21 protein-coding genes and 1 pseudogene are annotated in these 22,964 nt (G+C 72.9%); 12 read left to right on the top strand and 10 right to left on the bottom strand.

Features of this window, described 5'->3' with window-relative positions:
• Complete coding sequence (locus ABZ806_RS03020) at positions 1-975, top strand: phosphate acyltransferase (protein WP_500214940.1); 975 nt, start codon at positions 1-3, stop codon at positions 973-975.
• Between the two features lie 5 nt (positions 976-980).
• Here the strand turns inward: ABZ806_RS03020 and ABZ806_RS03015 are convergent, their stop codons facing one another.
• Positions 981-1,700: a spheroidene monooxygenase gene (locus ABZ806_RS03015; RefSeq protein WP_500214939.1), complete on the bottom strand. Its 720-nt coding sequence runs from the start codon at positions 1,698-1,700 to the stop codon at positions 981-983.
• Here ABZ806_RS03015 and ABZ806_RS03010 point away from each other — a divergent pair.
• Positions 1,675-2,286 carry a glycerol-3-phosphate acyltransferase gene (locus ABZ806_RS03010; protein WP_500214938.1) on the top strand — a complete coding sequence of 204 codons (612 nt, stop codon included), beginning with the start codon at positions 1,675-1,677 and terminating at the stop codon, positions 2,284-2,286. The two genes, ABZ806_RS03015 and ABZ806_RS03010, sit on opposite strands and share 26 nt — an antisense overlap.
• Here ABZ806_RS03010 and ABZ806_RS03005 read toward each other — a convergent pair.
• From ABZ806_RS03005 to ABZ806_RS02995, 3 genes are read right to left on the bottom strand one after another with little or no spacing between them, the layout of a single operon-like run.
• Entirely contained in the window at positions 2,237-3,361 is a 1,125-nt protein-coding gene (locus ABZ806_RS03005; protein ID WP_500214937.1) for a glycosyltransferase family 2 protein, read from the bottom strand. The genes ABZ806_RS03010 and ABZ806_RS03005 overlap by 50 nt on opposite strands.
• Positions 3,358-4,809 carry a phytoene desaturase family protein gene (locus ABZ806_RS03000; RefSeq protein WP_500214936.1) on the bottom strand — a complete coding sequence of 484 codons (1,452 nt, stop codon included), beginning with the start codon at positions 4,807-4,809 and terminating at the stop codon, positions 3,358-3,360. Before ABZ806_RS03000 ends, ABZ806_RS03005 begins: the two co-directional genes overlap by 4 nt.
• Complete coding sequence (locus ABZ806_RS02995; protein ID WP_500214935.1) at positions 4,797-5,591, bottom strand: carotenoid biosynthesis protein; 795 nt, start codon at positions 5,589-5,591, stop codon at positions 4,797-4,799. Before ABZ806_RS02995 ends, ABZ806_RS03000 begins: the two co-directional genes overlap by 13 nt.
• A gap of 770 nt (positions 5,592-6,361) precedes the next feature.
• Here ABZ806_RS02995 and ABZ806_RS02990 point away from each other — a divergent pair.
• The 3 genes from ABZ806_RS02990 to ABZ806_RS02980 all read left to right on the top strand — a co-directional run bounded on the left by ABZ806_RS02990 (position 6,362) and on the right by ABZ806_RS02980 (position 8,575).
• Positions 6,362-6,649 (top strand): MerR family transcriptional regulator, encoded by a 288-nt coding sequence (locus ABZ806_RS02990; protein ID WP_500214972.1) that lies wholly within the window; start codon positions 6,362-6,364, stop codon positions 6,647-6,649.
• 284 nt (positions 6,650-6,933) lie between these two features.
• Positions 6,934-7,059 carry a hypothetical protein gene (locus tag ABZ806_RS02985; protein WP_500214934.1) on the top strand — a complete coding sequence of 42 codons (126 nt, stop codon included), beginning with the start codon at positions 6,934-6,936 and terminating at the stop codon, positions 7,057-7,059.
• A gap of 46 nt (positions 7,060-7,105) precedes the next feature.
• The gene (locus ABZ806_RS02980; protein WP_500214933.1) at positions 7,106-8,575 is read left to right on the top strand and encodes an SDR family oxidoreductase; all 1,470 of its coding nucleotides are present in this window, start codon (positions 7,106-7,108) and stop codon (positions 8,573-8,575) included.
• Here the strand turns inward: ABZ806_RS02980 and ABZ806_RS02975 are convergent.
• The gene (locus ABZ806_RS02975; RefSeq protein ID WP_500214932.1) at positions 8,556-9,659 is read right to left on the bottom strand and encodes a sensor histidine kinase; all 1,104 of its coding nucleotides are present in this window, start codon (positions 9,657-9,659) and stop codon (positions 8,556-8,558) included. The two genes, ABZ806_RS02980 and ABZ806_RS02975, sit on opposite strands and share 20 nt — an antisense overlap.
• Positions 9,656-10,318 (bottom strand): response regulator transcription factor, encoded by a 663-nt coding sequence (locus ABZ806_RS02970; protein WP_500214931.1) that lies wholly within the window; start codon positions 10,316-10,318, stop codon positions 9,656-9,658. Before ABZ806_RS02970 ends, ABZ806_RS02975 begins: the two co-directional genes overlap by 4 nt.
• A 174-nt stretch (positions 10,319-10,492) precedes the next feature.
• Here ABZ806_RS02970 and ABZ806_RS02965 point away from each other — a divergent pair, with 174 nt between their 5' ends.
• The 6 genes from ABZ806_RS02965 to ABZ806_RS02940 all read left to right on the top strand — a co-directional run bounded on the left by ABZ806_RS02965 (position 10,493) and on the right by ABZ806_RS02940 (position 16,638).
• The gene (locus ABZ806_RS02965; protein WP_500214930.1) at positions 10,493-11,425 is read left to right on the top strand and encodes an ATP-binding cassette domain-containing protein; all 933 of its coding nucleotides are present in this window, start codon (positions 10,493-10,495) and stop codon (positions 11,423-11,425) included.
• Positions 11,426-11,484: 59 nt separating this feature from the next.
• Complete coding sequence (locus tag ABZ806_RS02960; RefSeq protein WP_500214929.1) at positions 11,485-12,951, top strand: DUF1349 domain-containing protein; 1,467 nt, start codon at positions 11,485-11,487, stop codon at positions 12,949-12,951.
• Positions 12,948-13,706, top strand: coding sequence for an ABC transporter permease (locus ABZ806_RS02955; RefSeq protein WP_500214928.1), 759 nt, complete (start codon positions 12,948-12,950; stop codon positions 13,704-13,706). The genes ABZ806_RS02960 and ABZ806_RS02955 overlap by 4 nt, the downstream gene beginning before the upstream one ends.
• Positions 13,707-13,819: 113 nt before the next feature.
• Complete coding sequence (locus ABZ806_RS02950) at positions 13,820-14,878, top strand: cupin domain-containing protein (RefSeq protein ID WP_500214927.1); 1,059 nt, start codon at positions 13,820-13,822, stop codon at positions 14,876-14,878.
• Positions 14,879-14,999: 121 nt separating this feature from the next.
• On the top strand, positions 15,000-15,260 hold the full coding sequence (locus ABZ806_RS02945; RefSeq protein ID WP_500214926.1) for a WhiB family transcriptional regulator: 261 nt from the start codon (positions 15,000-15,002) through the stop codon (positions 15,258-15,260).
• A gap of 28 nt (positions 15,261-15,288) precedes the next feature.
• The gene (locus ABZ806_RS02940; RefSeq protein WP_500214925.1) at positions 15,289-16,638 is read left to right on the top strand and encodes an NAD(P)/FAD-dependent oxidoreductase; all 1,350 of its coding nucleotides are present in this window, start codon (positions 15,289-15,291) and stop codon (positions 16,636-16,638) included.
• A gap of 402 nt (positions 16,639-17,040) precedes the next feature.
• On the opposite strand, the gene ABZ806_RS02935 is transcribed toward ABZ806_RS02940, so the two are convergent.
• The 3 genes from ABZ806_RS02935 to ABZ806_RS02925 form a co-directional block, all read right to left on the bottom strand.
• Positions 17,041-17,856, bottom strand: coding sequence for a sigma-70 family RNA polymerase sigma factor (locus tag ABZ806_RS02935; protein ID WP_500214924.1), 816 nt, complete (start codon positions 17,854-17,856; stop codon positions 17,041-17,043).
• A 296-nt stretch (positions 17,857-18,152) separates the two neighbouring features.
• Positions 18,153-19,373, bottom strand: coding sequence for an AAA family ATPase (locus ABZ806_RS02930; RefSeq protein WP_500214923.1), 1,221 nt, complete (start codon positions 19,371-19,373; stop codon positions 18,153-18,155).
• Positions 19,374-19,891: 518 nt separating this feature from the next.
• Entirely contained in the window at positions 19,892-21,583 is a 1,692-nt protein-coding gene (locus ABZ806_RS02925; RefSeq protein ID WP_500214971.1) for an L-aspartate oxidase, read from the bottom strand.
• 354 nt (positions 21,584-21,937) lie between these two features.
• Between ABZ806_RS02925 and ABZ806_RS02920 the strand changes: the two genes are divergently transcribed.
• Positions 21,938-22,402: a DoxX family protein gene (locus tag ABZ806_RS02920; protein ID WP_500214970.1), complete on the top strand. Its 465-nt coding sequence runs from the start codon at positions 21,938-21,940 to the stop codon at positions 22,400-22,402.
• On the opposite strand, the pseudogene ABZ806_RS02915 reads toward ABZ806_RS02920, so the two are convergent.
• Positions 22,283-22,909 (bottom strand): annotated as a pseudogene (locus tag ABZ806_RS02915) (alpha/beta fold hydrolase); the annotation flags it as partial. The gene ABZ806_RS02920 and the pseudogene ABZ806_RS02915 sit on opposite strands and share 120 nt — an antisense overlap.
• Between the last annotated feature and the right edge of the window lie 55 nt (positions 22,910-22,964).

Here is a 22,964-nt window from a genome sequence, read left to right as displayed (position 1 = left end):
ATGGGCGGGACGACGCACCCGGTGGTGCTGGACGCGATGGGCGGCGATCACGGGCCGGCGGAGACGGTTCCGGGAGCGCTGGAGGCGCATCGTGACCACGGCGTCCCGGTCCTGCTCGTCGGGCGGACGGACGACGTGCAGCGCGAACTGCGGCGGCACGGCGGCGCCGGCGAAGTGGAGGTCCTGCACGCCGGCGAGATCGTGCCGATGGCCGAGCGCGGCGCGGAAGCCGCCGCACGGCGGGATTCGAGCCTGATGGTCGGGTGCGCGCTCGCCCGGCGGCGGGGCGCTTCACTGGTCTCGGCCGGGTCCACCGGGGCCGTGGTGACCTGCGCGGTCCGCGCCTTCGGGCGGCGGGAGGGCGTGCTGCGCCCGGCGCTGGCCGTGGCGCTGCCGACACTGACCGGTTCCACCGTGCTGGTCGACGCCGGCGGGACCGCCGACCCGACCGCGGCGATGCTCGCGCAGTTCGCTCTGCTGGGCGCCGCCTACGCGCGCAACGTCCTCGGCGTACCCGACCCGTCGGTGGGTCTGCTGTCCATCGGCACCGAGCTGGGGAAGGGCAACCGGCTCGTCCGCGAGGCCGCCGGGCTGCTGCCGGGCATGCCCGTCCGCTTCCACGGCAACGTGGAGGGCCACGATGTGCTGGCCGGAACGGTCGACGTGGTCGTGACGGACGGCTTCACCGGCAACGTCGTGCTGAAGAACATCGAGGGCTGCGTCCGAACGACCCTGGACATGGTCGCCGAAGCCGGCATCGCCCCGCCGGGGCGGCTCGCCGGTGTCGCACGGCGCTACACGGCGGAGGCCCACGGGGGTGCCGCCCTGCTGGGGCTGGCCGGCACGGTCGTCGTGGGGCACGGCTCCTCACGATCCGCCGCCATCGCCCGTGCGTGCGTGGTCGCCTCCGAGCTCGGCGCGGAGACCGGGTTCGTGCCGGCGGACGGCCGGGCCTCCGTGGGGCCGGTCGCGTGAGGTGCTCACCCGGTGCCCCCGGCGCGCAGCGGGTCATGCCCGTCCCAGGTGCCTCGGCTCGCGTAGGGGGTGAATCGGGCGAACAGCTCCTCTGCGTACCAGTCTTCGCCGCGCACGCGCTCGATGACGGTGCGGTGCGCGTCCGTCCGGTAGGCGAACCGCGCCATGGCGTTCTCGTCCTGCCACAGCGAGAAGGTCGCCTGCCGGGCCAGCGGCCACTCCCCCACCCCGATCGAGGCCAGGCACCCCTCCTGCCGGCGCAGTTCCCCGTCCACGCGCGGGACCGATCGGTAGAAGGGCACCAGCCGGGTGGAACGGATCGACGCCCTGGTCAGCACGGCCACCGGCCCGTCCCCGGCATGCCTGGCGGGTTCGGCCGCGGCGAAGGGGTCGCGGCCACCCCAGCGGCCACGGGAACCCAGCGGCGCGAGCCGGACATGCCACGACTCCTCGGCCTCCTCCCTCCACCGTCCGGCCACGGGCGAGCGCGCGAGGAACTCCTCCAGCGCCGGCTCGCCGTCCCACACGGCGAACAGCGCCCAGCGGCGCAGATCGGCGCCCAGGCTCATGGACCGGCCGCGGCCCGTGCCCAGCAGCCGCCAGAACGACAGACCTCCGGTGCGGCGCAGCGCCGGCCGGTCGAACGCCATGTGCCGCATGGCGTCCAAACCCGCATACCTGGTGAGGTGGAACGAGGCGATGACCCTGGCATCGGCGGCTCCCATGCTCGGCGCGGCCATCGGCGGCTACCTGCTCGGCTCGGTGCCGGTCGCGGTGCTCGTCGGACGCGCCCACGGCTTCGACCCGCGTGACGTCGGCGACCGCAATCCCGGCTTCTGGAACATGATGGAGCAGCTCGGCTGGAAGGCCGCCGTCCCCGTGTTCGCCGGCGACATGCTCAAGGGCACCGCGGCGGGCCTGGTCGGGCTGGCCGCGGGCGGAGGCGAGACCGGCACGCTCGGGACGGTCGCCGGCGCGAGCGTCCTGCCCGTGTACGCGGCGGTCGGCGCCGCGATGATCGGGCACGCCTGGCCGGCGTTCGCGGGACGGCGGGGCGGCCGCTCGATCCTCGCGTTCGCCGGCGGCTTCGCGGTGATCTGCCCGCCGGCGTTCGGGCTCGGCGTCGGGCTGCTGACCGGCGTGAGCCTGGCCACACGTTCGTTCGCCTGGGGCACGCGCGCGGCGGTCTTCTCCCTGCCCGTGCTGCAGCTGTTCTTCACGCCCGTCGAGCACGTCGCGGGCACCGGGGCGCTGATGTGCCTCATCGGGCTGCGCTTCGGTCAGGCCGCCGTGGCGGGGCGCCGCGCCTGACCGCCGGCCGGCCGTAGGTCCGTCCCCGCCAGGTACGCGCCGGCCTCAGCGCCGACCACGTCAGGCGCGCCGCCATCGGCACGTCGAGGAGCGGCGAGATCCACAGGCCGAGGCCCGGACGGGCGTAACTGCCCCGCAGGGCCGTCGTCAGGAGGAGCCGCTGGACGAGCAGGCCGAGGTCCACCGGCGTCGGGCGCCCCGTCACCAGCCGCACCACCGGCAGGGCGAGGGTCAGCCAGACGACCGCGAGATCGGCTGCCAGCCAGCCGTTCCCGGTCACGTCCCGCAGCGAGATCGACCGTCCCCACTCGCGCCACACACCGGTGGCCGACACGTGCATGTCGACGTCCAGCAGGGCTCCGGCGTCCCGGAAGGCGATCCGCCACCCCTCCCGGGCGAGGAGCCGGCCGAGGGCGACGTCGTCGGTGAGGTGGCCGCGGACCCGTGCGAACCCGCCGGCCCTCAGCATCGAGTCCCTGCGGAAGGCCATGCACTGGCCGTTGAGCAGGAGCCGGTCAGGCGACGCGGCGACCGGGCCGATCGGCCCGAAACGGTAGACCAGGCCGGCGAGGAACGAGGCGTGCAACGCCTGCTCGGCCACGCCACCGCAGCGGAACCGCGGCCCGGCCGACACCAGGTCGAAGGTGTCGAGCAGTGCCACGAGCTCCGCGCACAGACCCGGCTTGGGGCGGGTGTCGGCGTCCAGCAGGACCACGATCGGCCCCGCGGCGGCGCGCACGCCCTGGTGCAGCGCCCACTGCTTGCCGACCCAGCCGTCCGGCAAGGGTGCCCCGCGGACGACCGCGGCGCCCAGCCGTGCCGCGATCCGTGCCGTACCGTCGCGCGACTCGTCGTCCACGACGATCACCTCGGACACGTCGGGGTCCGCGAGCAGGGGCCGCACGCAGCCCTCGATCCGGGACTCCTCGTCACGCGCGGGGATCACCACTGAGACCGGCCGGGGCGGTGGGCCGGAGCGTCCGGGCACGAAGGCCGCGGGACGCTTCCTGCCGCGCGCCAGCCGCGTGGCCGCCAACCCGGCGGCCACCGCCTGGAGCGGTGTCAGCGTTCTCATCTCCACTCGCACCCCGCCCGTACCGGAAAGTCTCGCTCGACGAGCGAGGCGACGATCCGGCCGCCCATCGCGACCAGCGGCAGCCCGCCGCCCGGATGCACCGACCCGCCCACCAGGTACAGCCCGCGCCGGGGCCCCCTGTTGCCCGGTCTGCGGAACGGCGCGAGCGCGCCCCGGTAGGCGGTCCCGTAGATCGCACCGCCCCACGCGCCGTACCGGTCGCGCAGGTCCGCGGGGGTGAAGGACTCCACGAACCGCAGCCGTCCGGACAGGTCGTGCCCGCGGCGTGCCAGCCGTTCCAGCACCAGGTCGCGGTAGGCGTCCGGGGTCATCGGCCAGCGGCCCGGATCACCGGCCGGGACGTTGACCAGCAGCACCCAGTTCTCCGCTCCGGCCGGTGCCTGGGACGGGTCGTCCACCGCCGAGCAGCCGATGTAGATCGTCGGGTCCTCCGGCGGTACCCCGCGTTCGAAGATGTCGCCGAACTCCCGCCGGTAGTCGGCGGAGAAGGCGACGGAGTGGTGCGGCAGCCCGTCGGTACGCCCCGCCACGCCGGCGAGCAGCAAGAACGCCGACGAGGACGGGCCCAGGCGGCCGATACGGCGCAGCCTCCGCCGATCCGGCAGCAGCCGGCCGTACAGGGCCGCGGCATCGGCGTTCACCACCACCGCATCGGCACCCACCCGCTCCCCCGAGGCCAGCACCGCGCCCGACACCGCCGACCGGTCGGCGACCACCTCCACCACCTCGCTGCCGGTATGGACGTCCACGCCCGCCTCGATCAGCAGGCGGGCCAGGTCATCGGCGAGCCGGGGCAGCCCGCCCGGCACGTACCAGCCCCCGTCCCCGTGCTCGATCGCCGGAACGCAGCCGAGCGCGGCCGGCGCCCGATACGGGCTCGACCCCGCGTACGTCGCGTACCGGCCGACGTACTGGCGCAGCCGCGGGTCACCGAAGAACCTGCGGGCCAGGCCGTCCAGCGTCCGGCCCGGCGCGACCGCGCGAAGGTCGCCGATCCGCGCCTGCTCGGGCCGGCGGCCCAGCGGCCCCGCGAAGAACGTCCGCCGCGACGCCTCCAGGCAGCGCGCCGCCCAGTCATGGAAGGCGCGCCAGGCTTCGCCCTCCCCGGGGGCCAGCTCCTCGACCTGTGCCGCCATCCGGTCCGGATCGCGGTAGGCGCGCAGCTCGGACCCGTCGGCGAAGCGGTAGCGGCACAGTTCGTCCAGTTCCACCAGCCCGCGTCCGGCACCCAGCTCCCGGAAGATCTCCGGAAGGGTCAGCAGTGACGGCCCCAGCGAGAAGACGAATCCGTCACGCTCGCGCTCGGCGAGCTTCCCGCCGAGCCGGTCCAGCCGTTCGTCCAACCGGACCCGGTGGCCGCCCCGCGCCAGCAGCAGCGCGGCGACCATCCCGCCCACGCCGCCGCCGACAACGATCACCTCGGCCATCGGCCCCTCCACGCCAGCACGGCGAACGTCCCCATCGCCGCCCCGCCGGCCACGGCCACCACCCGGTCCGGCGGCTCGAACACCGCCGCGAACGCCAGCGTCTCCATCACGGCCATCACCCCGTAGATCGCGACGAGCCCCCCGGACGCGGCCGCCCCGGTCCGTCCGACGATCACGTCGATCATTCCCATGACCAGCAGCGACACCACCAGCCACCCGGCGAAATTGCTGATCGGCACTCCCCGGTACGGCCCCTCGTCCGCCCACCTCCACAAGCCCAGCCGAAGCATCTGCGGATCCAGGAACAGATCCCACGCCGTCAGCGCCAACGCCCCCGCCAGGCACCGCTTGAGCCCGCCGTCCGGGACGATCGCAGTGGCGACCGCATGCGCGGCCAGCCCCATACCGCCCCACGCAACCGCCACGATCACCGGCACCCCACCCGGCTGAGGCCGCAGCAGCGCCGTATAGGCGTACTCCCCGAACGGAACACCCGAGCGGACACCGATCCACTCCGCCGCATACCCCGCGGCCGTCGCGGCACCGAAGGCCCCGACGGCGCGGCCGGCACCGTTCCGCCCCGCGGTGAACGTCACGGCGCTCGCCGCCAGCAGCACCACGACGACACTCGTCAACCGGATCGGCTCGCGCCGCACCCCCGACAGCACCTGCGCCACCACCATCGCGCCCAGGCAACCGGCCCCCGCGACCGCCCAGCCCCTGGCCCGCCGTCCGGCGCCGCTCACGCGCCGCCCGGCCCGCCGTCCGCCCACCTGCCCCATACACAGCCTTCGCAGAAGACCACCACCGCGGATGCACCCTCTTGCGGGGCGATCGCGATGCGCGGACCGCCCGTGTGCGGCGAAGTCCTGGCGGCGGACGGGAAAGCCGATGGTGTGATCTACGAAACTCTGCAGCCGCCGTGGTAGATATTCGTCCCGAAGCCGGGTAGTCTTCCTGTCATCGAAGAGAGAAGAGTCCAGGGCAACCGGCAGAGGACGAACTGTCGGCACGCAGGAATCACGCGGACGGTGCGTGCCGGGGTCAACGCAGTGCAAGGGACCCCGGCAGCCGGTCCGGCCGGCGGCGACCGCGCCGCCGGTAGCAGGAGATCGAAAAGAACACGCAGTACAGGTAGTGATGTCGAGGAAAGGAGGGTTCGACGCCATCGGGATCGCCCGCTGCAGGCTTTCATCAGCCCGCGCGGGTACCGCAGCTCCACAGATTGGACGGTGGTCTCCGGTCACGCATCCGCGATCCCCGCGCACCCGCTCTCGTCTGAGCGGGCGACGCGGAAGACCGGCTCAGAGCCGGTAGATGGTGTTGTACCTTTGGGCCCCGGTGCCGCTGTTCGGCACCGGGGCCCTCGTTGTCGCCACTACCGACCTAAGGCGATACGGACGGTTAAGTGAGAGCACCCCAGCCGGCCCAGGCCGGCGACCAGCAAGGCCAGGCCCCGCAGGACCAACCGGAGCGGCAGGGGCCGGCGCAGGCCGAGCCCGGTGATCGTCTCGAGGGCAGGCTCGACGATGAGGACTACCCGGCCTACAGCATGGGCCGCGCCGCCGAGATGCTGGAGGTCACCCCGGCTTTCCTGCGCAGTCTCGACACGGCTCGGCTGATCGTCCCGCAACGATCGCCGGGCGGGCACCGCCGCTACTCCCGGTACCAGCTGCGGCTGGCGCAGCGCGCCCGCGACCTGGTCGGCCAGGGCACCCCGCTGGAGGCGGCCTGCCGCATCATCATCCTGGAAGACCAGCTCGCCGAGGCCCAGCGGATCAACGCCGAGCTCCGACGGCACCGGCCGTCACCGCACCGGAACAGGCCGGACGAGGCGTGAGCCGGTGGTCGCCGCCGGGATCGATCTAGCGGGGTAGAGGGCGACGATGGCGGTGGGCATCGTCGAGGCCGTCATCGAAGCCGGCGAGCAGCCCCGCCACGGCGACGAAGCGGTGGTGCGCATCCTTGCTCGCACTCTGCGCCCCGATTGAGGGCCTACCGTGCCCGCTTCGGCAGGGACCCGTCACAGATACGGGATCCTCGCCTCCCGCGGCGGCAAAATCCCGGACCCGCACGCTTGTGGACGCCTGTTCCGGGTAGGCGGGGTCCGACCGAGGAGGGCAGATGATCAACACGCCGCATGGGCGGGACGCGAGGTCCGACCTCATGTACACGGCCGGCATCGCCCCGGCCGGGTCGGCGTTCGCCCCATGGGCGGCGCCGAACCGGTCCGCGGCGGCGATGCGATAGCGACGCCGGGACGCGGCCGGTCGTGAGCCGGGACGAGTTGTGCCTCGTGACGGGGGCCAGCGGCTACATCGGAGGCCGGCTGGTGCCCGCGCTGCTGGACGCCGGGTACAGGGTGCGGTGCATGGCCCGTTCGGCGCGGCGGCTGCGCGACCACCCCTGGGCCGGACGGGTGGAGATCGTGGAGGCCGACGCCACCGATCCGGAGGCGACGCGGCGCGCGCTGGACGGTGTCGACGTCGCCTACTACCTGATCCATGCGATCGGCCGTCCGGGCGGCTTCGCCGACAGCGATCGCCGGGCGGCCCGCACGTTCGCCGGGGCGGCGCGGGACGCGGGGGCGAGGCGACTGGTCTATCTCGGCGGCATGGAACCGGAGGAGGAGTTGTCGCCGCACCTGCGGTCCCGCGCCGAGGTCGGCAGGATCATGCTGGACAGCGGGGTTCCCGCGGTATGGCTGCGGGCCGCAGTGATCATCGGCTCCGGTTCGGCGTCGTTCGAGATGCTGCGCTACCTCACCGAGCGGTTGCCGGTGATGATCACGCCGCGGTGGGTGCACACCAGGATCCAGCCGATCGCGATCCGGGACGTCCTGCACTATCTGGTGGCGTCCGCGGACCTGCCCGCCGACGTGAGCCGCGGGTTCGACATCGGCGGGCCGGACGTGCTCACCTACGCCGGCATGATGCGCCGGTACGCCGCCGTGGCCGGGTTGAGGCGGCGGCTCATCGTCTCCGTTCCGGTGCTGAGCCCGGGTCTGTCGAGCCTGTGGGTGGGCGCCATCACTCCGGTCCCGGGCGGTCTCGCGCGTCCGCTGGTGGAGTCGCTGCGCAACGAGGTCGTGTGCACCGAGAACGACATCGGCCGGTACGTCCCGCCTCCTCCGGGAGGACCGATCGGCTTCGACCGCGCGGTCGCCCTCGCACTGCGCCGGGTCCGTGAAGCGGATGTCGCCACGCGCTGGTCGTCGGCCAGTACCCCGGGCGCGCCGAGCGATCCGCTGCCGACGGACCCGGACTGGGCCGGTGGCAGCCTCTACACCGACGACCGCTCGTGCCGCGCGGACGCCGGGCCGGAGCGCCTGTGGGAGGTCGTCGAGGGGATCGGCGGGGAACGCGGCTGGTACTCGTTCCCGATCGCCTGGCGGGCACGGGGCGTCCTCGACCGGCTGGTCGGCGGCGTCGGGCTGCGGCGAGGGCGCCGGGACCCGCGCCGGCTGCGCATCGGGGAGACGGTGGACTTCTGGCGCGTGGAGGAGATCGAGCCGGGACGGCTGCTGCGGTTGCGCGCCGAGATGCGGCTGCCCGGCCTGGCCTGGCTGGAGCTGAGGGTGTCGGAGCAGGACGGCCGCGGCCTGCTGGAGCAGCGGGCGCTGTTCTCTCCGCGGGGGCTGGCCGGCCATGCGTACTGGTGGGCGCTCCGGCCGTTCCACCGCCCGATCTTCGCCGGGATGTGCCGCGGCATCGCCCGCGCGGCCGAACGGCCCCGGCCAGAGCGCCTCAAACGCCCCGGGAGCTGAACCGAACAGCCACGTTCAGGCCGCCCTCAGGGCGCGCGTCGGCGGTGAGAGCGGCGTGGTGAGCTTGGACGACGGCGTTCACAATGGCCAGGCCGAGACCGTAGCCGTCGCTGAGCCCGTGGCGATCAGGCGCCAGCCTTTGGAAGGGCTGGAATAGGCGCTGGATCTCGTCGCCGGGGATGACCGGCCCGCTGTTGGCGACGTGGAGAACCGCCTGCGTGCCGGAGGTCCGAGTAGTGACCTCTACATGGCCGCCTGCGTGGTTGTGGCGGATGGCGTTGTCGACGAGGTTGGCGACGAGGCTTTCGATCAACTTCGGGTCCCCGGCCGTCACCGCGGGCGTCAGGTGCTCGGCGACGTCGATGCCCCTCTCCGCCGCCTGGCCGCGGCGGAGGGCGAGCGCTCCTTCGACGGCTCGGGCCAGGTCGAGGCGGTCCCGGCGGGCGACACCGCGCTCGCTGGTGGCCAGGGCGAGCAGTGCCCGGACGAGCCGCTCCTGGTGTTCGCCGAGGGCGAGGGCCTCCCGGCAGGCCGAGCGCAGGGTGCCGGCGTCGGCGTCGGGGGCGGCGAGGGCGACTTCGAGGAGGGTGCGCTGGCCGGCCAGCGGGGTGCGAAGCTCGTGGGAGGCGTTGGCGACGAAGTGGCGCTGGGCGTCGAAGGACGCCTGGAGGCGGGCGAACAGGTCGTCGAGGGTGCGGCCCAGCTCGGTCAACTCGTCCGCCGGTTCGCCGAGGTCGAGGCGCCGGTGGAGGTCACCGGCGGAGATGATCCTGGCGGTCGCGGTGATGGTGCGCAGCGGGTGCAGGAACCGGCCGGCGACGAACCATCCGAGGGCCAGCGCGACGGGAACCAGGACGACCAAGGCGAAGGCGGCTCCCGTGAGGAGATGGGCCAGGCTGATCCCGGGCCCGGCTTCGGTGGTCACGCCCGTCGAGGGCCGGCCCTCGGGCGCGGCCGCGTCGACGCTGACGAGTGGGACGAGGGCGAGGACGAGGACGAAGACCCCGGCGGCGTAGATGCCCGCCGCGTAGGCGAGTGCGAGCCGCGTCCGCAGGGACCTTCTGGGGAGCTGCCGGGAGGTCATGGCGGTCCGATGCGGTAGCCGCCTTCGCGGATGGTCTCGATCACGGGCGGTTCGCCGAGCTTGGCCCGCAACCGGTGCATCGTGTGCTTGACGGCGCTGCTGAAGGGGTCGGCGGCCTCGTCCCAGACGCGTTCGAGCAGTTCCTCCGCCGAGATGACCAGGCCGGGTGCGGCGAGCAGGCATTCGAGCAGGGCGAACTCCTTCGGGCTCAGTTGGAGGCGCCGCCCGGCCCGGAACGCGACCCGGCGGGCCGGATCGAGAGTGATGTCCCCGCTTTCCAGCGTGGGCGGGAGCGGCGGGGAGGCGCGGCGGGCCAGCGCGCGGACGCGGGCGACCAGTTCGGCGAACGCGAACGGTTTGGGCAGGTAGTCGTCGGCGCCGAGGCTCAGCCCGTCGACGCGGTCCTCGACCGTGCCGGAGGCGGTGAGCATCAGGACCCGGGTCGCGCAGCGGCCGCGGGCGAGCCGCCGGCAGATCTCGTCCCCGTGGACGCCGGGCAGGTCCCGGTCGAGGACCACCACGTCGTAGCGGGTGACGGCCAGGCGGTCGAGGGCGGCGGTTCCGTCGAGGACGACGTCGACCGCCATGCCCTCGTGGCGCAGCCCGGTTCCGATGGAGCGGGCGAGGACCTCGAAGTCCTCGACGACGAGGATCCTCACCGCCGCGCACCGCCGGTCGTCGTGCCCGCTGGGCGGCTGCCGGGTCGAGGGGCCATGCCCCGACGATGCCAGATCCCCGGTCGCAGCCCGGTCGCGGCCGCTGCGACCGGGCCGGACCCCGGTGCCGCGTACAACCGTCGGCATGATCGCATCACGAACCGCGAGCGCGCCGCGATGAGCGCCCCCGGGATCGTCGTCGCCGGACTGCGCAAGAGGTACGGTTCGGCCCTCGCTCTCGACGGCATGTCCTTCAGCGTCCGTCCGGGTGCGGTGACCGGGCTGATCGGGCCGAACGGGGCTGGGAAGTCCACCACGATGCGGGTGATCCTCGGCCTGGACTCGGTCGATGAGGGCACCGCGCTCATCGGCGGGAAGCCGTACCGCAGCCTTCGGTGTCCGCTGAACCACGTCGGTTCACTGCTGGACGCGTCGGCGCTGCACCCCGGCCGCAGCGGACGCCACCACCTGCTGTGGCTGGCGCATTCGCAGGGCCTGGACGCGCGGCGGGTGCAGCAGGTGATCGAGCAGGTCGGCCTGGCCTCCGCCGCCCGGCGCAAGGCCGGAGGCTACTCGCTGGGAATGCGGCAGCGGCTCGGGATCGCCGCCGCCCTGCTGGGCGACCCGCCGACCATCATGCTCGACGAGCCGTTCAACGGCATGGATCCCGACGGCATCGTCTGGATGCGCGGCTTCCTGCGGTCCCTCGCGGCCGAGGGCCGCGCCGTGCTGGTCTCCAGCCACCTGATGAGCGAAGTGCAGGACACAGCCGATCGTCTCGTCGTGGTCGGGCGCGGCAAGGCCATCGCCGACGCCGCCGTGGCCGACCTGATCGCGGCTGCCTCCGGAAACCGGGTGGCCGTGCGGACCACGGCCGGGACGCACGCGATGAGGGTGCTCGCGCAGGCCGGCGCGACCGTCGCGGCCACCAGCCGCGACACCATCACCGTTTCGGAGTTGCCCCCGGATCGGATCGTCGCGCTGCTCAGCGAGGGCGCGGTGCCGTTCTCCGAGGTATCGGCACACCGCGCCACCCTTGAGGACGTCTACCTGGACCTCACCCGCGAGGCCGTCGAGTTCCGTGCCACGTCCACGGAGGTGACACGGTGACTCCTACCGTGACGTCTCATCGGTCCGGCCAACACGCCGGACGGGACGGTTTCCTCCAAGTGCTGCACGCGGAATGGACGAAGTTCCGGACCGTCCGCGGCTGGCCGACCGGCATGGTGGCCGCAGTGCTGCTGTTGCTGCTGTTCGCCGTGCTCACCGGCATCAGCAGCGATCAGAATGGTTCGCCGCCCGTTCCGATCGGACCCGGAGGTGAGCCGGTCACCGACAGTTTCTATTTCGTACACCAACCCCTTTCCGGAAACGGCAGCATCACCGTCTCGGTCTCCGCACTCGAAAGCAGCATTCCCAGGGGGCCGGGGGATCTGCGGCCCGGCACCGTGCCATGGGCGAAGGCCGGCCTCATCATCAAGCAGAGCACGCGCCAGGGATCGCCGTACGCGGCGATCATGGTCACCGGCGGCCGCGGCGTGCGAATGCAGGACGCCTACGTCAACGACAGGCCCGGCCCGCCCGGCCCCGTCTCCGCCGAGTCCCCTCGCCGGCTGCGGCTGGACCGCTCCGGCGACACGATCACCGGCTATGCCTCCGCCGACGGCGCGCACTGGAAGACAGTGGGCACCGCGCGGGTGGGTGGACTCGGGCAGACCGCGCAAGTCGGATTGTTCGTGGCGTCACCGCCCGCCGTCGAAGGCATGGGGACGGCCGGCAGCGTGTCGACGGCCGTCTTCGAAGGCCTTCGTTTCCAGGAAGGCTGGGCCGGTGGCACGTGGACCGGTGACCAGGTGGGGCCCGAATCCCCCAGCTTCGCCGGCTACCCGGAGGACACGTCGGGTTCGGTCACGGGATCTGACGGCCGGCTCACGGTGACCGGCGCCGGTGATATCGCACCCGCCAACCGCGAGACCCTGCCGACCGGCGGCACCCTCCGGGACATCCTCACCGGCACGTTCGCCGCACTGATCGCGGTGATCGTCGTGGGGGCGCTGTTCATCACCACGGAGTACCGCGGCACGATGATCCGCCTCACCCTGGCCGCGAGCCCCGGGCGGAGCCGGGTGCTGGCCGCCAAGGCGATCGTGCTGTGGGCCGTCACCTTCATCGCCGGGCTGCTGGGGACGGCCGTCGCGACTCCGCTCGGTGAGCGGCTCGCCCAGGACAACGGCGTCTACCTCTTCCCGGTGTCGTCCCCGGCGGAACTGCGGGTGGCAGTCGGGACCGCGGCGCTGCTCGCGACCGCCTCGGTTTTGGCCCTCTCGGCCGGCGCCGTCTTCCGGCACGGCGCCGCCGCGGTCACCGCCGTCCTCCTGGCCATCGTGCTGCCCTACGTCCTGACCGCCGTCCCGTTCATGCCCGCGAGCGCGGCGAACTGGCTGGCCCGGGTGACACCGGGGGCGGCCTTCGCCGTCCAGCAGACGCTCGTGGAGTACGACCAGGTGGCGGGCCACTACACGCCGTACTACGGCTACTACCCGCTGGCGCCCTGGGCCGGGTTCGCCGTCCTGGCCGCTTACGCGGTCGTGAGCATGTCCGCGGCCGCCGTCCTGCTCGGCAGGAGGGACGCATGAGACTCGCGCTGCACGCGGAATGGACGAAGCTGCGGACCGTCGCCGGCCCGCTGTGGCTGCTGCTCGGCACCATCGCGACGACGGTGGCCCTGAGCGCGGGCGCGACGTCGCTGGTGAACTGCACGGCCGACGGCTGTGGCGGTGACACGACCAGGCTGACCCTCATGGGCGTCTACCTCGGCCAGGCGCCGGTCGCCATCCTGGCATTGCTGATGATCAGCGGGGAGTACAGCTCGGGCATGATCCGCACGACCCTGACGGCGGTGCCGCGGCGAGTAACGGCCTTGGCGGCCAAGGCCGTCGCTCTCACCGGCGCCGTGACCGCCGGCGGAACCGCCGCCGTCCTCGGGGCGGTGCTCGCCGGGCGGCTCATGCTGCCCGACGTCGGCGACCGGGCCCTGTCACTCTCGAACGGCCCGGCGCTGCGCGCAGTCTTCGGGACGGTCCTCTACCTGATCCTGATCGGCCTTCTCAGCCTCGGCGTCGCGACCGCGGTGCGGGACTCCGCCACGAGCATCGGCGTCGTCCTCGGCCTGCTTTACATCGTCCCGATCGTCGCCCAGACGATCAGCGACCCGGAATGGCAGCGCCTGCTGGAAAAGACCGCGCCAATGAGTTCCGGGCTCGCGATCCAGGCCACCACCGATCTCGGAAACCTGCCCATCAGCCCCTGGGCCGGGCTCGCCGTAACCGCCGGCTGGGCCACCGCGACATTGGCGGCCGGCGGTCTTCTCCTGCGCACACGCGACGCCTAGAAGCTACGGAGACACCTTTCGCTCGCGATGGCTGTCACAAGCCGGGAGGGCCTCCTGTCCTAGCTGACGACAGGGTGCGGACGAGCATCCCCGAAGGCGGAAGGGAATGGGCAATGAGGATCGTGGTCATCGGCGGAACGGGGCTCATCGGGTCGAAGCTGGTGAAGATACTCGGCGACCACGGACACGAGGCGGTGGCCGCCGCGCCGAGCACCGGCGTCGACACGCTGACGGGTGCGGGCCTGGCCGAGGTGCTGAAAGGCGCCCACGTCGCGGTGTCGATCGTGGGCACCGAGCGGATGCCGGAGAACGGCTACTTCGCGGCGAAGATCGCCCAGGAGAAGCTGATCGAGCGGTCGGGCATCCCGTTCTCGCTGGTGCACGCGACGCAGTTCTTCGAGTTCGCTCCCGGCATCGCCGACACGGCCACCGTCGACGGCAAGGTGCGCGTCCCGCCGGTGCTGTTCCAGCCCATCGCGGGCGACGACGTGGCCCGCGCCGTCGCCAGGACGGCGGTGGGCCCGCCGTTGAACGGCCGGATCGAGATCGCGGGACCGACCCGGTACCGGATGGAGGAGTTCTTCCGCAAGGCGCTGGCCGCCTGGGGCGACTCCCGCGAGGTCGTCGCCGACCCGCTGGCGCGCTACTCCGGCAGGGTGCTGAACGAGCGCTCACTGGTGCCGGGCGAGGGCGCGCAGCTGGGCACCATCACCTACCGCGACTGGCTCGGCCAGTCCACCGAGAAGGAGAAGGGCCGCACCATGGACGACCCAGGATCGAACGCCGCCAAGAGCCCGCTGACCCTGCTGCAGGACGTGGAGCCCCCGTTCGTCCCCGCGGGCGCGCACGCGATGACCGTGATCATCGAGTACCCGCCGGGAAGCCCGGGTTCGCCGGCGCACCGACACCCCGGTCCCGCCTTCGGCCTGGTCCTCGAGGGCGAGCTGCTGCTGGAGCTGGAAGGGGAGCCCGAACGGGTGGTCCGCGCCGGCGAGGCGTTCTGGGAGCCGGGCGGCGACCTCATCCACTACCAGGACGGCAACAACCGCGACGACGTGCCGGTCCGGTTCACCGTCACCATGCTGTGCACACCCGGTGAGCCGATGACCACGATGGTGGACGAGGCCGAACTGGCCGAGCGCAAGGATCGCCGCGCACCGCGCCCGTCCTGAGCCCCCGCCCGAGCCGCAGGATCGAGCCAGGCCGGCGGAACCGGCCGGACGCCGTTCCGGGCCACGCGAACGTGACGACCAACGATCCGTGGCCCGGATCCGCGAAGTGAGCGTGAACACGATGAATCTGCACTGGACCGAGACGGCGGCATGCGTTTCGTTCGACGCCGACCTGTTCTTCCCGCTGGGCGACGAGAGCGTCCACGCGGAACAGATCGCGGCGATCCGGCGGATCTGCGCCTCGTGCCCGGCGGCGCGCCGCTGCCTGGAATGGGCGCTGACCACCGGTGAACCGGAGGGCATCTGGGCCGGCACCACCCCCGGCGAGCGGCGCCGCATCCGGGCCGCCCGCAGGGCCCCGTCCGGCGCCGGTCACCGGTAGACCCGCGCGCCGACGCAGAGAGGACGACATGAAAACGATCTTGATCGTGGGCGGCGGGGGCGCCGGCTTCGCCACGGCCCGGCGGCTGGAACGGCGGCTGCGCCGGCACGAGGCGCGGCTCGCCCTGGTCGACCACCGCCCCTACATGACCTACCAGCCGTTCCTTCCCGAGGTGCTGGCCGGATCGATCGAGGCGCGGCACGCCACCGTGTCGCACCGCCGGCACCTGCGCCGCACCGAACTGGTCTCCGGGACCGTCACCGGGATCGACCACGCGGGCCGGACGGTCACCGTCCGGCCCGCGTGGGGGCCGGAGTTCACGCTCGGCTACGACGTCATAGCCGTCACCGCGGGCGCGGTCACGCGCAGGCTCGCCGTGCCCGGGCTTGCCGAGCGGGCGATCGGGCTCAAGCACGTGGAGGAGGCGGTGGCGATCCGCGACCGGCTGCTGACCGCCTTCGACCAGGCCGCGGCGCTGCAGCCGGGCCCGCTGCGGCGGCGGCTGCTGACCGTGACGTTCGTCGGCGGTGGCTTCGCCGGGGTCGAGGGCTTCGCGGAACTGCTGTCGCTGGCGCGGTCGCTGCTGCGGGTCTACCCGGAGCTGAAGGCGGACGAACTCGGCTTCCACCTCGTCGAGGCCGGCGGGCGGATCCTGCCCGAGGTCGGCGACCGGCCCGGCGCGTGGGTGGTGCGCGCGCTGGAGAAGCGGGGCGCCCGCGTCCACCTCGGCGCCCGGCTGGTCTCGGCGATCGACGGCCACGTGGTGCTGTCCAGCGGCGCGGAGTTCGAGTCCGAGCTGATCGTGTGGACGATCGGGAACACCGCGAACCCGGTGGTCCGCACGCACACCGACCTGCCGGTCGACCGGCACGGACGGCTCACCGTGCGCGCCGACCTGCGCGTCGGCACGGACACCGAACCGGTGCCGGACGCCTGGGCCGCGGGCGACGACGCCGCGGTCCCCGACCTCGCCTCGGCCGAACCCGGGGCCGTGACGGTGTCGAACGCCCAGCACGCGGTGCGGCAGGGCAAGCGGCTGGCCGCCAACATCGCCGCCGCGCTGCGCGGCCGGGGCGGCAGGCCGTACATCCACCACAGCCTCGGGTCGATCGCAACGCTGGGGCTGGGCCACGGGATCTTCCAGTACCACCGCCTGGTGATCAAGGGGTTCGCGGCCTGGCTGATGCATCGCGGCTACCACCTGCTCGCGATTCCCAGCTGGGAGCGGAAGGCCCGGGTGCTGGCGATCTGGCTGACGGCCGCGTTCTTCGGCCGCGACATCGTCTCGCTGGCGTCCGTGCAGAACCCCCGGGGCTCCTTCACCAGCGGTGGCGAGCCGAAGGCCACCGCCGTGACAGAACCGGTGGAGAGCCGATGAGCGCACCGCTGATGGCACGACAGCAGGTCGTCCGCAGACTTCGGCCAGCCGGGCTGCGGCAGCCGGCGGACAAGGCCCGGCAGGCGCCACCCGCCCCGGCCGCCCACGCCCACGCCGTGCCCGATACGGCTTGATGAAGGACGGGCTGATCAGCCGACGCGGAGGCAGCCCCTGACACCCCGGCCGCCGCCAGTGCCCGACGGCCCCGCGAACAGCGACGCGCCGGTCGCCTCCGGGCAACGTCCCGCAGGCGACCGGCGCATCTCGCGTCCCAGGATCAGCACAGAACGTGCAGGCCGCTCCTGCGCGAGCCCGCCGACCTCGGCCCCCACCACGACATCTACCTGGCTTCGCACGTCCACTCTCACCTCCTTGGTGCGGGCCTACTCGGATTCACCTTGTTCAGGTCCGGGCTTTGCTCCGTTTCAGCGGGCGCCGGTAACGGTCGCCTGAACAGGTGCCGCCGGTTCCTGAGCGGGTCCGGGAACGGCCGCCCGGACCCGGGACGTCACGCTCTCCCGGTGGGCGGTTGCGGACGGTTTTCGGGGCGAGCAACGGGTACCGGAGCGGATCGTTCGCGTTGCCCGATTGGGTGACGATGTCAGCGGCGAGGAACTCTTCCAGCACCCGCATATTCCCCTTTTGGGCGGCCTCCAGAAAGGCCGACAGCAGGTGCCGGTGCTCGCCGGCCCTGATCGGCCCGCGCCGGGGGGCGTTCAGGTGCCTGCGGGAGCGGCTCACCAATTGCCGGACGTTGTCCGGGCTGAGCCGGATGAGTTCGGCGATCCGCGCATAGGGGTAGTCGAAGGCCTCGCGGAGAATGTAGGCGGCCCGCTGGGCGGGGGTGAGCCGCTCGATCAGCAGCAGCAGGCCGCGCTCGACCGCGTCGCCGCGTTCGGCGCTCGTGGCGGGATCGGCCTCGGCGTCGATCGGCTCGTGCAGCCAGGAGGCGAAACCGGTCTCCCGGCGGACCCGGGCGGACCGGACGGTGTTGATCGACAGCCGCGTCGTGATCAGCACCAGGAACGCCGTCGGATTGGCGACGGCCGAGCGTTCGGTGCGCTGCCAGCGCAGCCAGGTCTCCTGGACGATCTCCTCGGCTTCGGCCGGGCTGCCGAGCATCCGGTAGGCGATGCCGAACAGGCGCGGGCGCATGTCGGTGAAGGCGGCGGCGGCTTGGTCGAGGGAATTCGTCGGCTCTTGGAGAAGCATGCTCATTTCCACACCTCAACGCGAGGATCTCGGCAACTCTTGTCGGTTTTAATCGGGTATGACGTGCACGCACGGAATCGACGAATAGGAGTCGGCCACTAGAAAAGGCGGTCGGGATTAATCGGGGTCGTCAGGCGCGCTCCCGGTGCGTTCTACTGCGACCAGGGAGGGAGAGCGCTTTCCGGCGGCTGCGCGCCGGCTGCTTCCGCTCCCGCTGCCGCGCGCGAGACGGCCGGTCTGGTGGCGTCGGCACGTCCCGGTCCGTCCGGACCGGTGAGCGGTGGGAGGCGTCCTCGACCGGTCTAGCGGACGACCGAGTCGGGCTCGGCCGCGGGCGGGACGGGCCGGTCGGCGGGCACGGCCCGCTGCAGGTTCAGGTCGGCGAGCGCCTGGCGCAGTGCCCGGCGCAGCGGGACGGGCAGCGTCTCGCTTATCGCTTCCCGGACGATGTCGTGCCGGAACGTGAGCGGGTCCATGCGGACGAGGTCGGCGTCGATGGCCTCCTCAAGGGCCGCCAGGACCTCCAGGAAGGTGTGCTCGCTGAGTTCGGCGAGCTCGACGGGGTCCAGGTCGCGACCGAGCACGGACGCGATCCGGAGCACGCCCCGGGTGACTGGCGACAGGTGGTCGAGGACGTGCCGAGCGCAGCCGTACCGGTAGATCGGCACGTGCCGTCCGCTCAGATGCGCGACCCCGTCCGTCCAGATGGCGGCGCCTTCGCCGAGGAGTCCGCGGACGATCTCGACGACCATGAGCGGCTGACCGTCGGCCCGCTGGAGCAGGCCGAGGAGGTCCCGGCCGGGTTCGGCGCCGAGCAGGCCGCGGGCCATCGCGGCGACGGCGTCCTCGGGCAGCGGACCCAGGCGCATCCTGCGGGCGCCCGCATCGGCGAGGCCGTCGACGGCCGCCCGCACGTCGGCGCCGGACGACCCGGTGCGGACGGTCGCCAGCCAGAGGATCGGATGCGCGGACAGGCCGGCGGCGAGGGTGCGCAACGCCACGAGCGTCCCGGCGTCGCACCACTGGAGATCGTCGAAGGCGATGAGCAGCGGCCGATCCGCCGCCGCCCGTGCCAGTTCGTCCCGCACCGCCGGGAACACCCAGAATCCCTGTTCGGCGGAGTCCGAGAGCGACCGGAGGACGCCCGTTTCGACGGCAGCCTGCCCGTCCGACACCAGCGCCTGCAGCAGTGCGCCGAACGGGACGTCCTGCCGGTCGCGCTCGCCCGTCGCGGTCAGGACCCGGACCCCGGAGGCCGCCGCGATGGCCCGCGCCTCGCGGGCGAGGCGGCTCTTGCCGATTCCCGGGACGCCCTCGATGAGCAGGACGCCGCCCCGCCCGTCGCGCAGCCGCTCGACCTGACCGCTCAGCTCGGCGACCTCGGCGCCGCGCCCCAGCAACTCGAACCCGCCCCCGTGCGGCTCGAGTCCACGCCCGCGCACCGCGAGACCACCGGACGACCCGCACGTGACCCGGGCGCTTCCCGCGCTTCCCCGCCGCCGCACCATCTCTTCGACCGCCATGTCCGCTCCGTTCGTCGTATCCGCGAACTCCTCATCAACACGACTTACGGTCGCTTGGAGCGCGAGTCGGTCGCATCAGGGGATCCCCTGGCCGGGGCCCTAGGGAGGGCCCCCGGGGACCCCCGGGGGGGCCGGGGGTCCCCGCCAAGGGACACCCACGGGCCGCCGGCCGGTCAGAAAGGTCTTCACCCTGGTGGCGGGGGGTGCCGCCGGGTTCGGTCAGATCCCGCCCGGGTGGCGTTCGAGGGTGCGGAGGCCCACGTGCAGAGACCCGGGCACCCCCTTGCCACCCGGGTCGGCCCGGGCCCGGGGCTCCGCCCCCGGGCGAGCGTGCGTGTGCTGGGGTCGATGTGAGTGACCCGCCCCGGGCCTCCACATGCGGTGGCTGGACGAGACCGTCCATCGCAGCACCCGGCGCGACCTCCTCGCCCGCAAGCGCCTAGAAGGCCGCCACCGGGGGCATCCGCACCGAGCCGCTGGTGACGGCCTTCGAGCCGATCAAGCCGGCACCGGCGGGGTCACTCGACGAGCTTTCCGGCCGACGAGACATGCCGCATGAGCGAGGCGATCTCCGCGGGGACCGGACGCACCTCCTCGCGTTCGATCTTGCCCGGACCCGACCAGACCAGGTTGACCCGCAGGGACTCGTCCAAGGCGGGATAGTCCGAGCGGTTGTGGCAGCCGCGGGTCTCGCGCCGCTCCAGCGCCGCCTCGAGCGTGGCCCGTGCGGCCAGCACGGTGGACTTCAGGTCGAAGGCGTGCGCGAGGTCCTGGTAGCCGGCGTTGTCGGGGTGGACGCCGATCGCGCCGATCCGGGCCCCGATCGCGTCCAGCTCCGCCAGCCCCGCCCGCAGCCCCGCCTCGTCGCGGACCACCCCGCCGTGCTCGGTCATGACGTCGCGGACGGCCCGCTGCAGGGACCGGACGTTCTCCGGACCGTCGCAGGCCAGGACCCGGTCCACCTCCCGGCGCGCCTCGGCGAGCGCGAGCGGGGACCGCCGCTGGACCGTCAGGCGGGCCGAGTAGGCGGCCGCCGCCTCGCCCACGATCCGGCCGTACACCAGGAGTTCGATGAGGGAGTTGCCGCCCAGCCGGTTGGCGCCGTGCAGGCCGCTGGCGGCCTCGCCGATGGCGTACAGGCCGTCGACGTCGGTGCCGTGGTCCTCGGGCCGCACCCGCACGCCGCCCATGGAGTAGTGCGCGGTGGGGGCGACCTCGATCGGGTCCTTGGTGATGTCGAGCGTCTGGAGTTCCAGGAGCGTCTGGTGGACGCGCGGCAGCCTGGTCATGATCGTCTCCCGGGGGAGGTGCGACACGTCCAGCCAGACCCCGCCGTTCGGGGTGCCGCGCCCCTCCTTGATCTCGGTGAAGGCGCCCAGCGCGACCCGGTCGCGGGTGGACAACTCCATCCGCTCGGGGTCATAGCGGGCCATGAAGCGCTCGCCGACGCCGTTCAGCAGCCTCCCGCCCTCGCCGCGTGCCGCTTCGGAGACCAGGGTCCCGGCGGCGTCCTCGGGTTCCAGCAGCCCGGACGGGTGGAACTGCACGAGTTCGGGGTCCCGGATGCGGGCGCCGGCCAGGACGGCCAGGCGGAAGGTGTCGCCGGTGTTCTCGTCCCGCCGGGAGGACGTGCGGCGCCAGATCCGGGTGTGGCCGCCGGTGGCCAGGATCACCGCGTCGGCGTGGACGGCGTACCGGCTGCCGTCGTTCACATCGAAGCCGTAGGCGCCGAAGACCGTGTTGTCGTGGACCAGCAGGCGGGTGATGTGGACGGTGTCCAGGATGGGGATGTCGAGTTCGGTCGCCCGCCGCACCAGGGCGCGCTGGATCTCCAGACCGGTGTAGTCGCCGCTGAAGGCGGTGCGGCGCCAGGTGTGGGCGCCGAAGAAGCGCTGCGAGATCCGCCCGTCGGCCTCCCGCGCGAAGGGCATCCCGTACCGTTCCAGATCGGCGATGCCGCGCGCGGCGCCCTCCGCCACGATCCGCGCCGTGCGCGGATCCCCCAGCAGGTAACCCTCCTGGAGGGTGTCCGCGGCGTGCTGCTGCCAGGTGTCCTGCGGATCCATCGTCCCCAGCGCCGCGTTGACGCCCCCCGCGGCGAGCGTGGTGTGGGCGTCGGCCTTGGGGCGTTTGCCGACCGCCAGTACGCCCACGCCCCGCTCGGCGAGTTCGATCGCGGCCCGCAGCCCCGACCCGCCAGTGCCGATCACCAAGACCGAACATGCGATCCGCCGCTCAAAAACGTCCATCTACGTACTCCTTGCGAAAGCGAAGGGAATGCGCCGGCGCCGGACGAGTCCCGGCGCCGCTCGAACGCATCAGTTCGAGAGGAAGAGATCGAAACCGGTCGGTCGCCGCCCCCTCAGCAGCTAGGACAGGACGGCCCTCACTGCTTGTGACGACTCGACGGATTTTCTGCGAAGTAACCAGCGGCAGCGGACGTGTCACATCACGGCCGCGTGCTTGGTCTTAGCGGGCTGACCGCTGCGCTCAACAGGCGCTGGTCGCATTCTCCGGACGCCGTCGTGAGACGCCGTGACCCGAGGCTCGCCGATTGGACCGCCATGTACGTACTCGTTCTCTGCGTGCTCATCGTCGTCGCCGCGATCGCGGCCAACGTCGCAGCCGCCGTCTCCGACTTCAGGTACACGAAATTCGCCATGGCCAACTCGATCAGGGTCGGCGTCCCGAAGTCCTGGCTCCCGATGCTCGGCACGCTCAAGGTGGCCGGAGCCCTGGGCCTGCTGCTCGGGCTCTCCGGTGTCCCCTACATCGGCGTCGCCGCCTCCGTCGGGCTCGTCCTGTTCTTCCTGGGAGCGATCGGGGCCCACCTGCGCGCCCGGGAACACCACCACGTCCGCATGTGGCGGAGGCCTGGCGGAGGCCTCGCGGATGAGGTCGGCCGTGGCGTGCGGCTGGGACACGTGCACGGAGTGGCTCGCGGCGATCTCGCGCACCGTGGAACCGGCCCGTGCGGCCATGGCCCGCTGCGCCGACGGCGGGATCACGTGGTCGTCGGTGGCCACTAGGTACCAACTGGGCTTGGTGCGCCAGGCGGGCCGGGTGACCCGGCCGCCGAGGGCATCGACCCGCCAGGGGACCTGCGCATCGGCCATGAAGCGCGCCTCGGCCGGTGGGAGATCGGCCGCGAACGACGCATGGAACTCGGCGCGGTCACGGAGCAGGAAGCCGTCCCTGGACGGGGGCATCGCCGGGGTCCCGGACATGAGGTCGTGCACCGATTCGCCGGCGTCGGGGGCGAACGCGGCGACGTACACCAAGGCGGCGACGTCGTCGTCCGTGCCGGCCTCCGAGATCACCGCGCCGCCGTAGGAGTGGCCGACCAGTACGCACGGGCCGTCCTGCGCGCGCAGGGCCCTCAGGGTGGTCAAGACGTCGCCCGCGAGCGACAGCGTCGGGTGCTGGACCACCGACACCCGGAAGCCGTCCGAGGTGAGCAGCTCGTACACCTGCCGCCATCCGGACCCGTCCATGAACTCCCCTTGGACCAGGACCACATTCTTGATCTGCGTCATGGCAGTAGCGTCGTTCCTGGTGGCGACGGAGGCATCAGGGGAATCCCTCGACCGC

It is taken from the genome of Spirillospora sp. NPDC047418, assembly GCF_040643275.1.
Taxonomy (GTDB): Bacteria; Actinomycetota; Actinomycetes; order Streptosporangiales; family Streptosporangiaceae; genus Spirillospora.
This window is presented reverse-complemented; position numbering and strand designations above follow the sequence as displayed.

Bases quoted from the DNA above. Each gene is read 5' to 3' on its own strand.
- ABZ806_RS02940 (WP_500214925.1), top strand. From the start codon at position 15,289: ATGAAAACGATCTTGATCGTGGGCGGCGGGGGCGCCGGCTTCGCCACG.
- ABZ806_RS02965 (WP_500214930.1), top strand. From the start codon at position 10,493: ATGAGCGCCCCCGGGATCGTCGTCGCCGGACTGCGCAAGAGGTACGGT.
- ABZ806_RS02935 (WP_500214924.1), bottom strand. From the start codon at position 17,856: ATGAGCATGCTTCTCCAAGAGCCGACGAATTCCCTCGACCAAGCCGCC.
- ABZ806_RS03020 (WP_500214940.1), top strand. From the start codon at position 1: ATGGGCGGGACGACGCACCCGGTGGTGCTGGACGCGATGGGCGGCGAT.
- ABZ806_RS02950 (WP_500214927.1), top strand. From the start codon at position 13,820: ATGAGGATCGTGGTCATCGGCGGAACGGGGCTCATCGGGTCGAAGCTG.
- ABZ806_RS03010 (WP_500214938.1), top strand. From the start codon at position 1,675: ATGACCCTGGCATCGGCGGCTCCCATGCTCGGCGCGGCCATCGGCGGC.
- ABZ806_RS02985 (WP_500214934.1), top strand. From the start codon at position 6,934: ATGATCAACACGCCGCATGGGCGGGACGCGAGGTCCGACCTCATGTAC.
- ABZ806_RS02945 (WP_500214926.1), top strand. From the start codon at position 15,000: ATGAATCTGCACTGGACCGAGACGGCGGCATGCGTTTCGTTCGACGCC.
- ABZ806_RS02920 (WP_500214970.1), top strand. From the start codon at position 21,938: ATGTACGTACTCGTTCTCTGCGTGCTCATCGTCGTCGCCGCGATCGCG.
- ABZ806_RS03000 (WP_500214936.1), bottom strand. From the start codon at position 4,809: ATGGCCGAGGTGATCGTTGTCGGCGGCGGCGTGGGCGGGATGGTCGCC.
- ABZ806_RS02955 (WP_500214928.1), top strand. From the start codon at position 12,948: ATGAGACTCGCGCTGCACGCGGAATGGACGAAGCTGCGGACCGTCGCC.
- ABZ806_RS02975 (WP_500214932.1), bottom strand. From the start codon at position 9,659: ATGACCTCCCGGCAGCTCCCCAGAAGGTCCCTGCGGACGCGGCTCGCA.
- ABZ806_RS02995 (WP_500214935.1), bottom strand. From the start codon at position 5,591: ATGGGGCAGGTGGGCGGACGGCGGGCCGGGCGGCGCGTGAGCGGCGCC.
- ABZ806_RS03015 (WP_500214939.1), bottom strand. From the start codon at position 1,700: ATGGGAGCCGCCGATGCCAGGGTCATCGCCTCGTTCCACCTCACCAGG.
- ABZ806_RS02930 (WP_500214923.1), bottom strand. From the start codon at position 19,373: ATGGCGGTCGAAGAGATGGTGCGGCGGCGGGGAAGCGCGGGAAGCGCC.
- ABZ806_RS02990 (WP_500214972.1), top strand. From the start codon at position 6,362: ATGGGCCGCGCCGCCGAGATGCTGGAGGTCACCCCGGCTTTCCTGCGC.
- ABZ806_RS03005 (WP_500214937.1), bottom strand. From the start codon at position 3,361: ATGAGAACGCTGACACCGCTCCAGGCGGTGGCCGCCGGGTTGGCGGCC.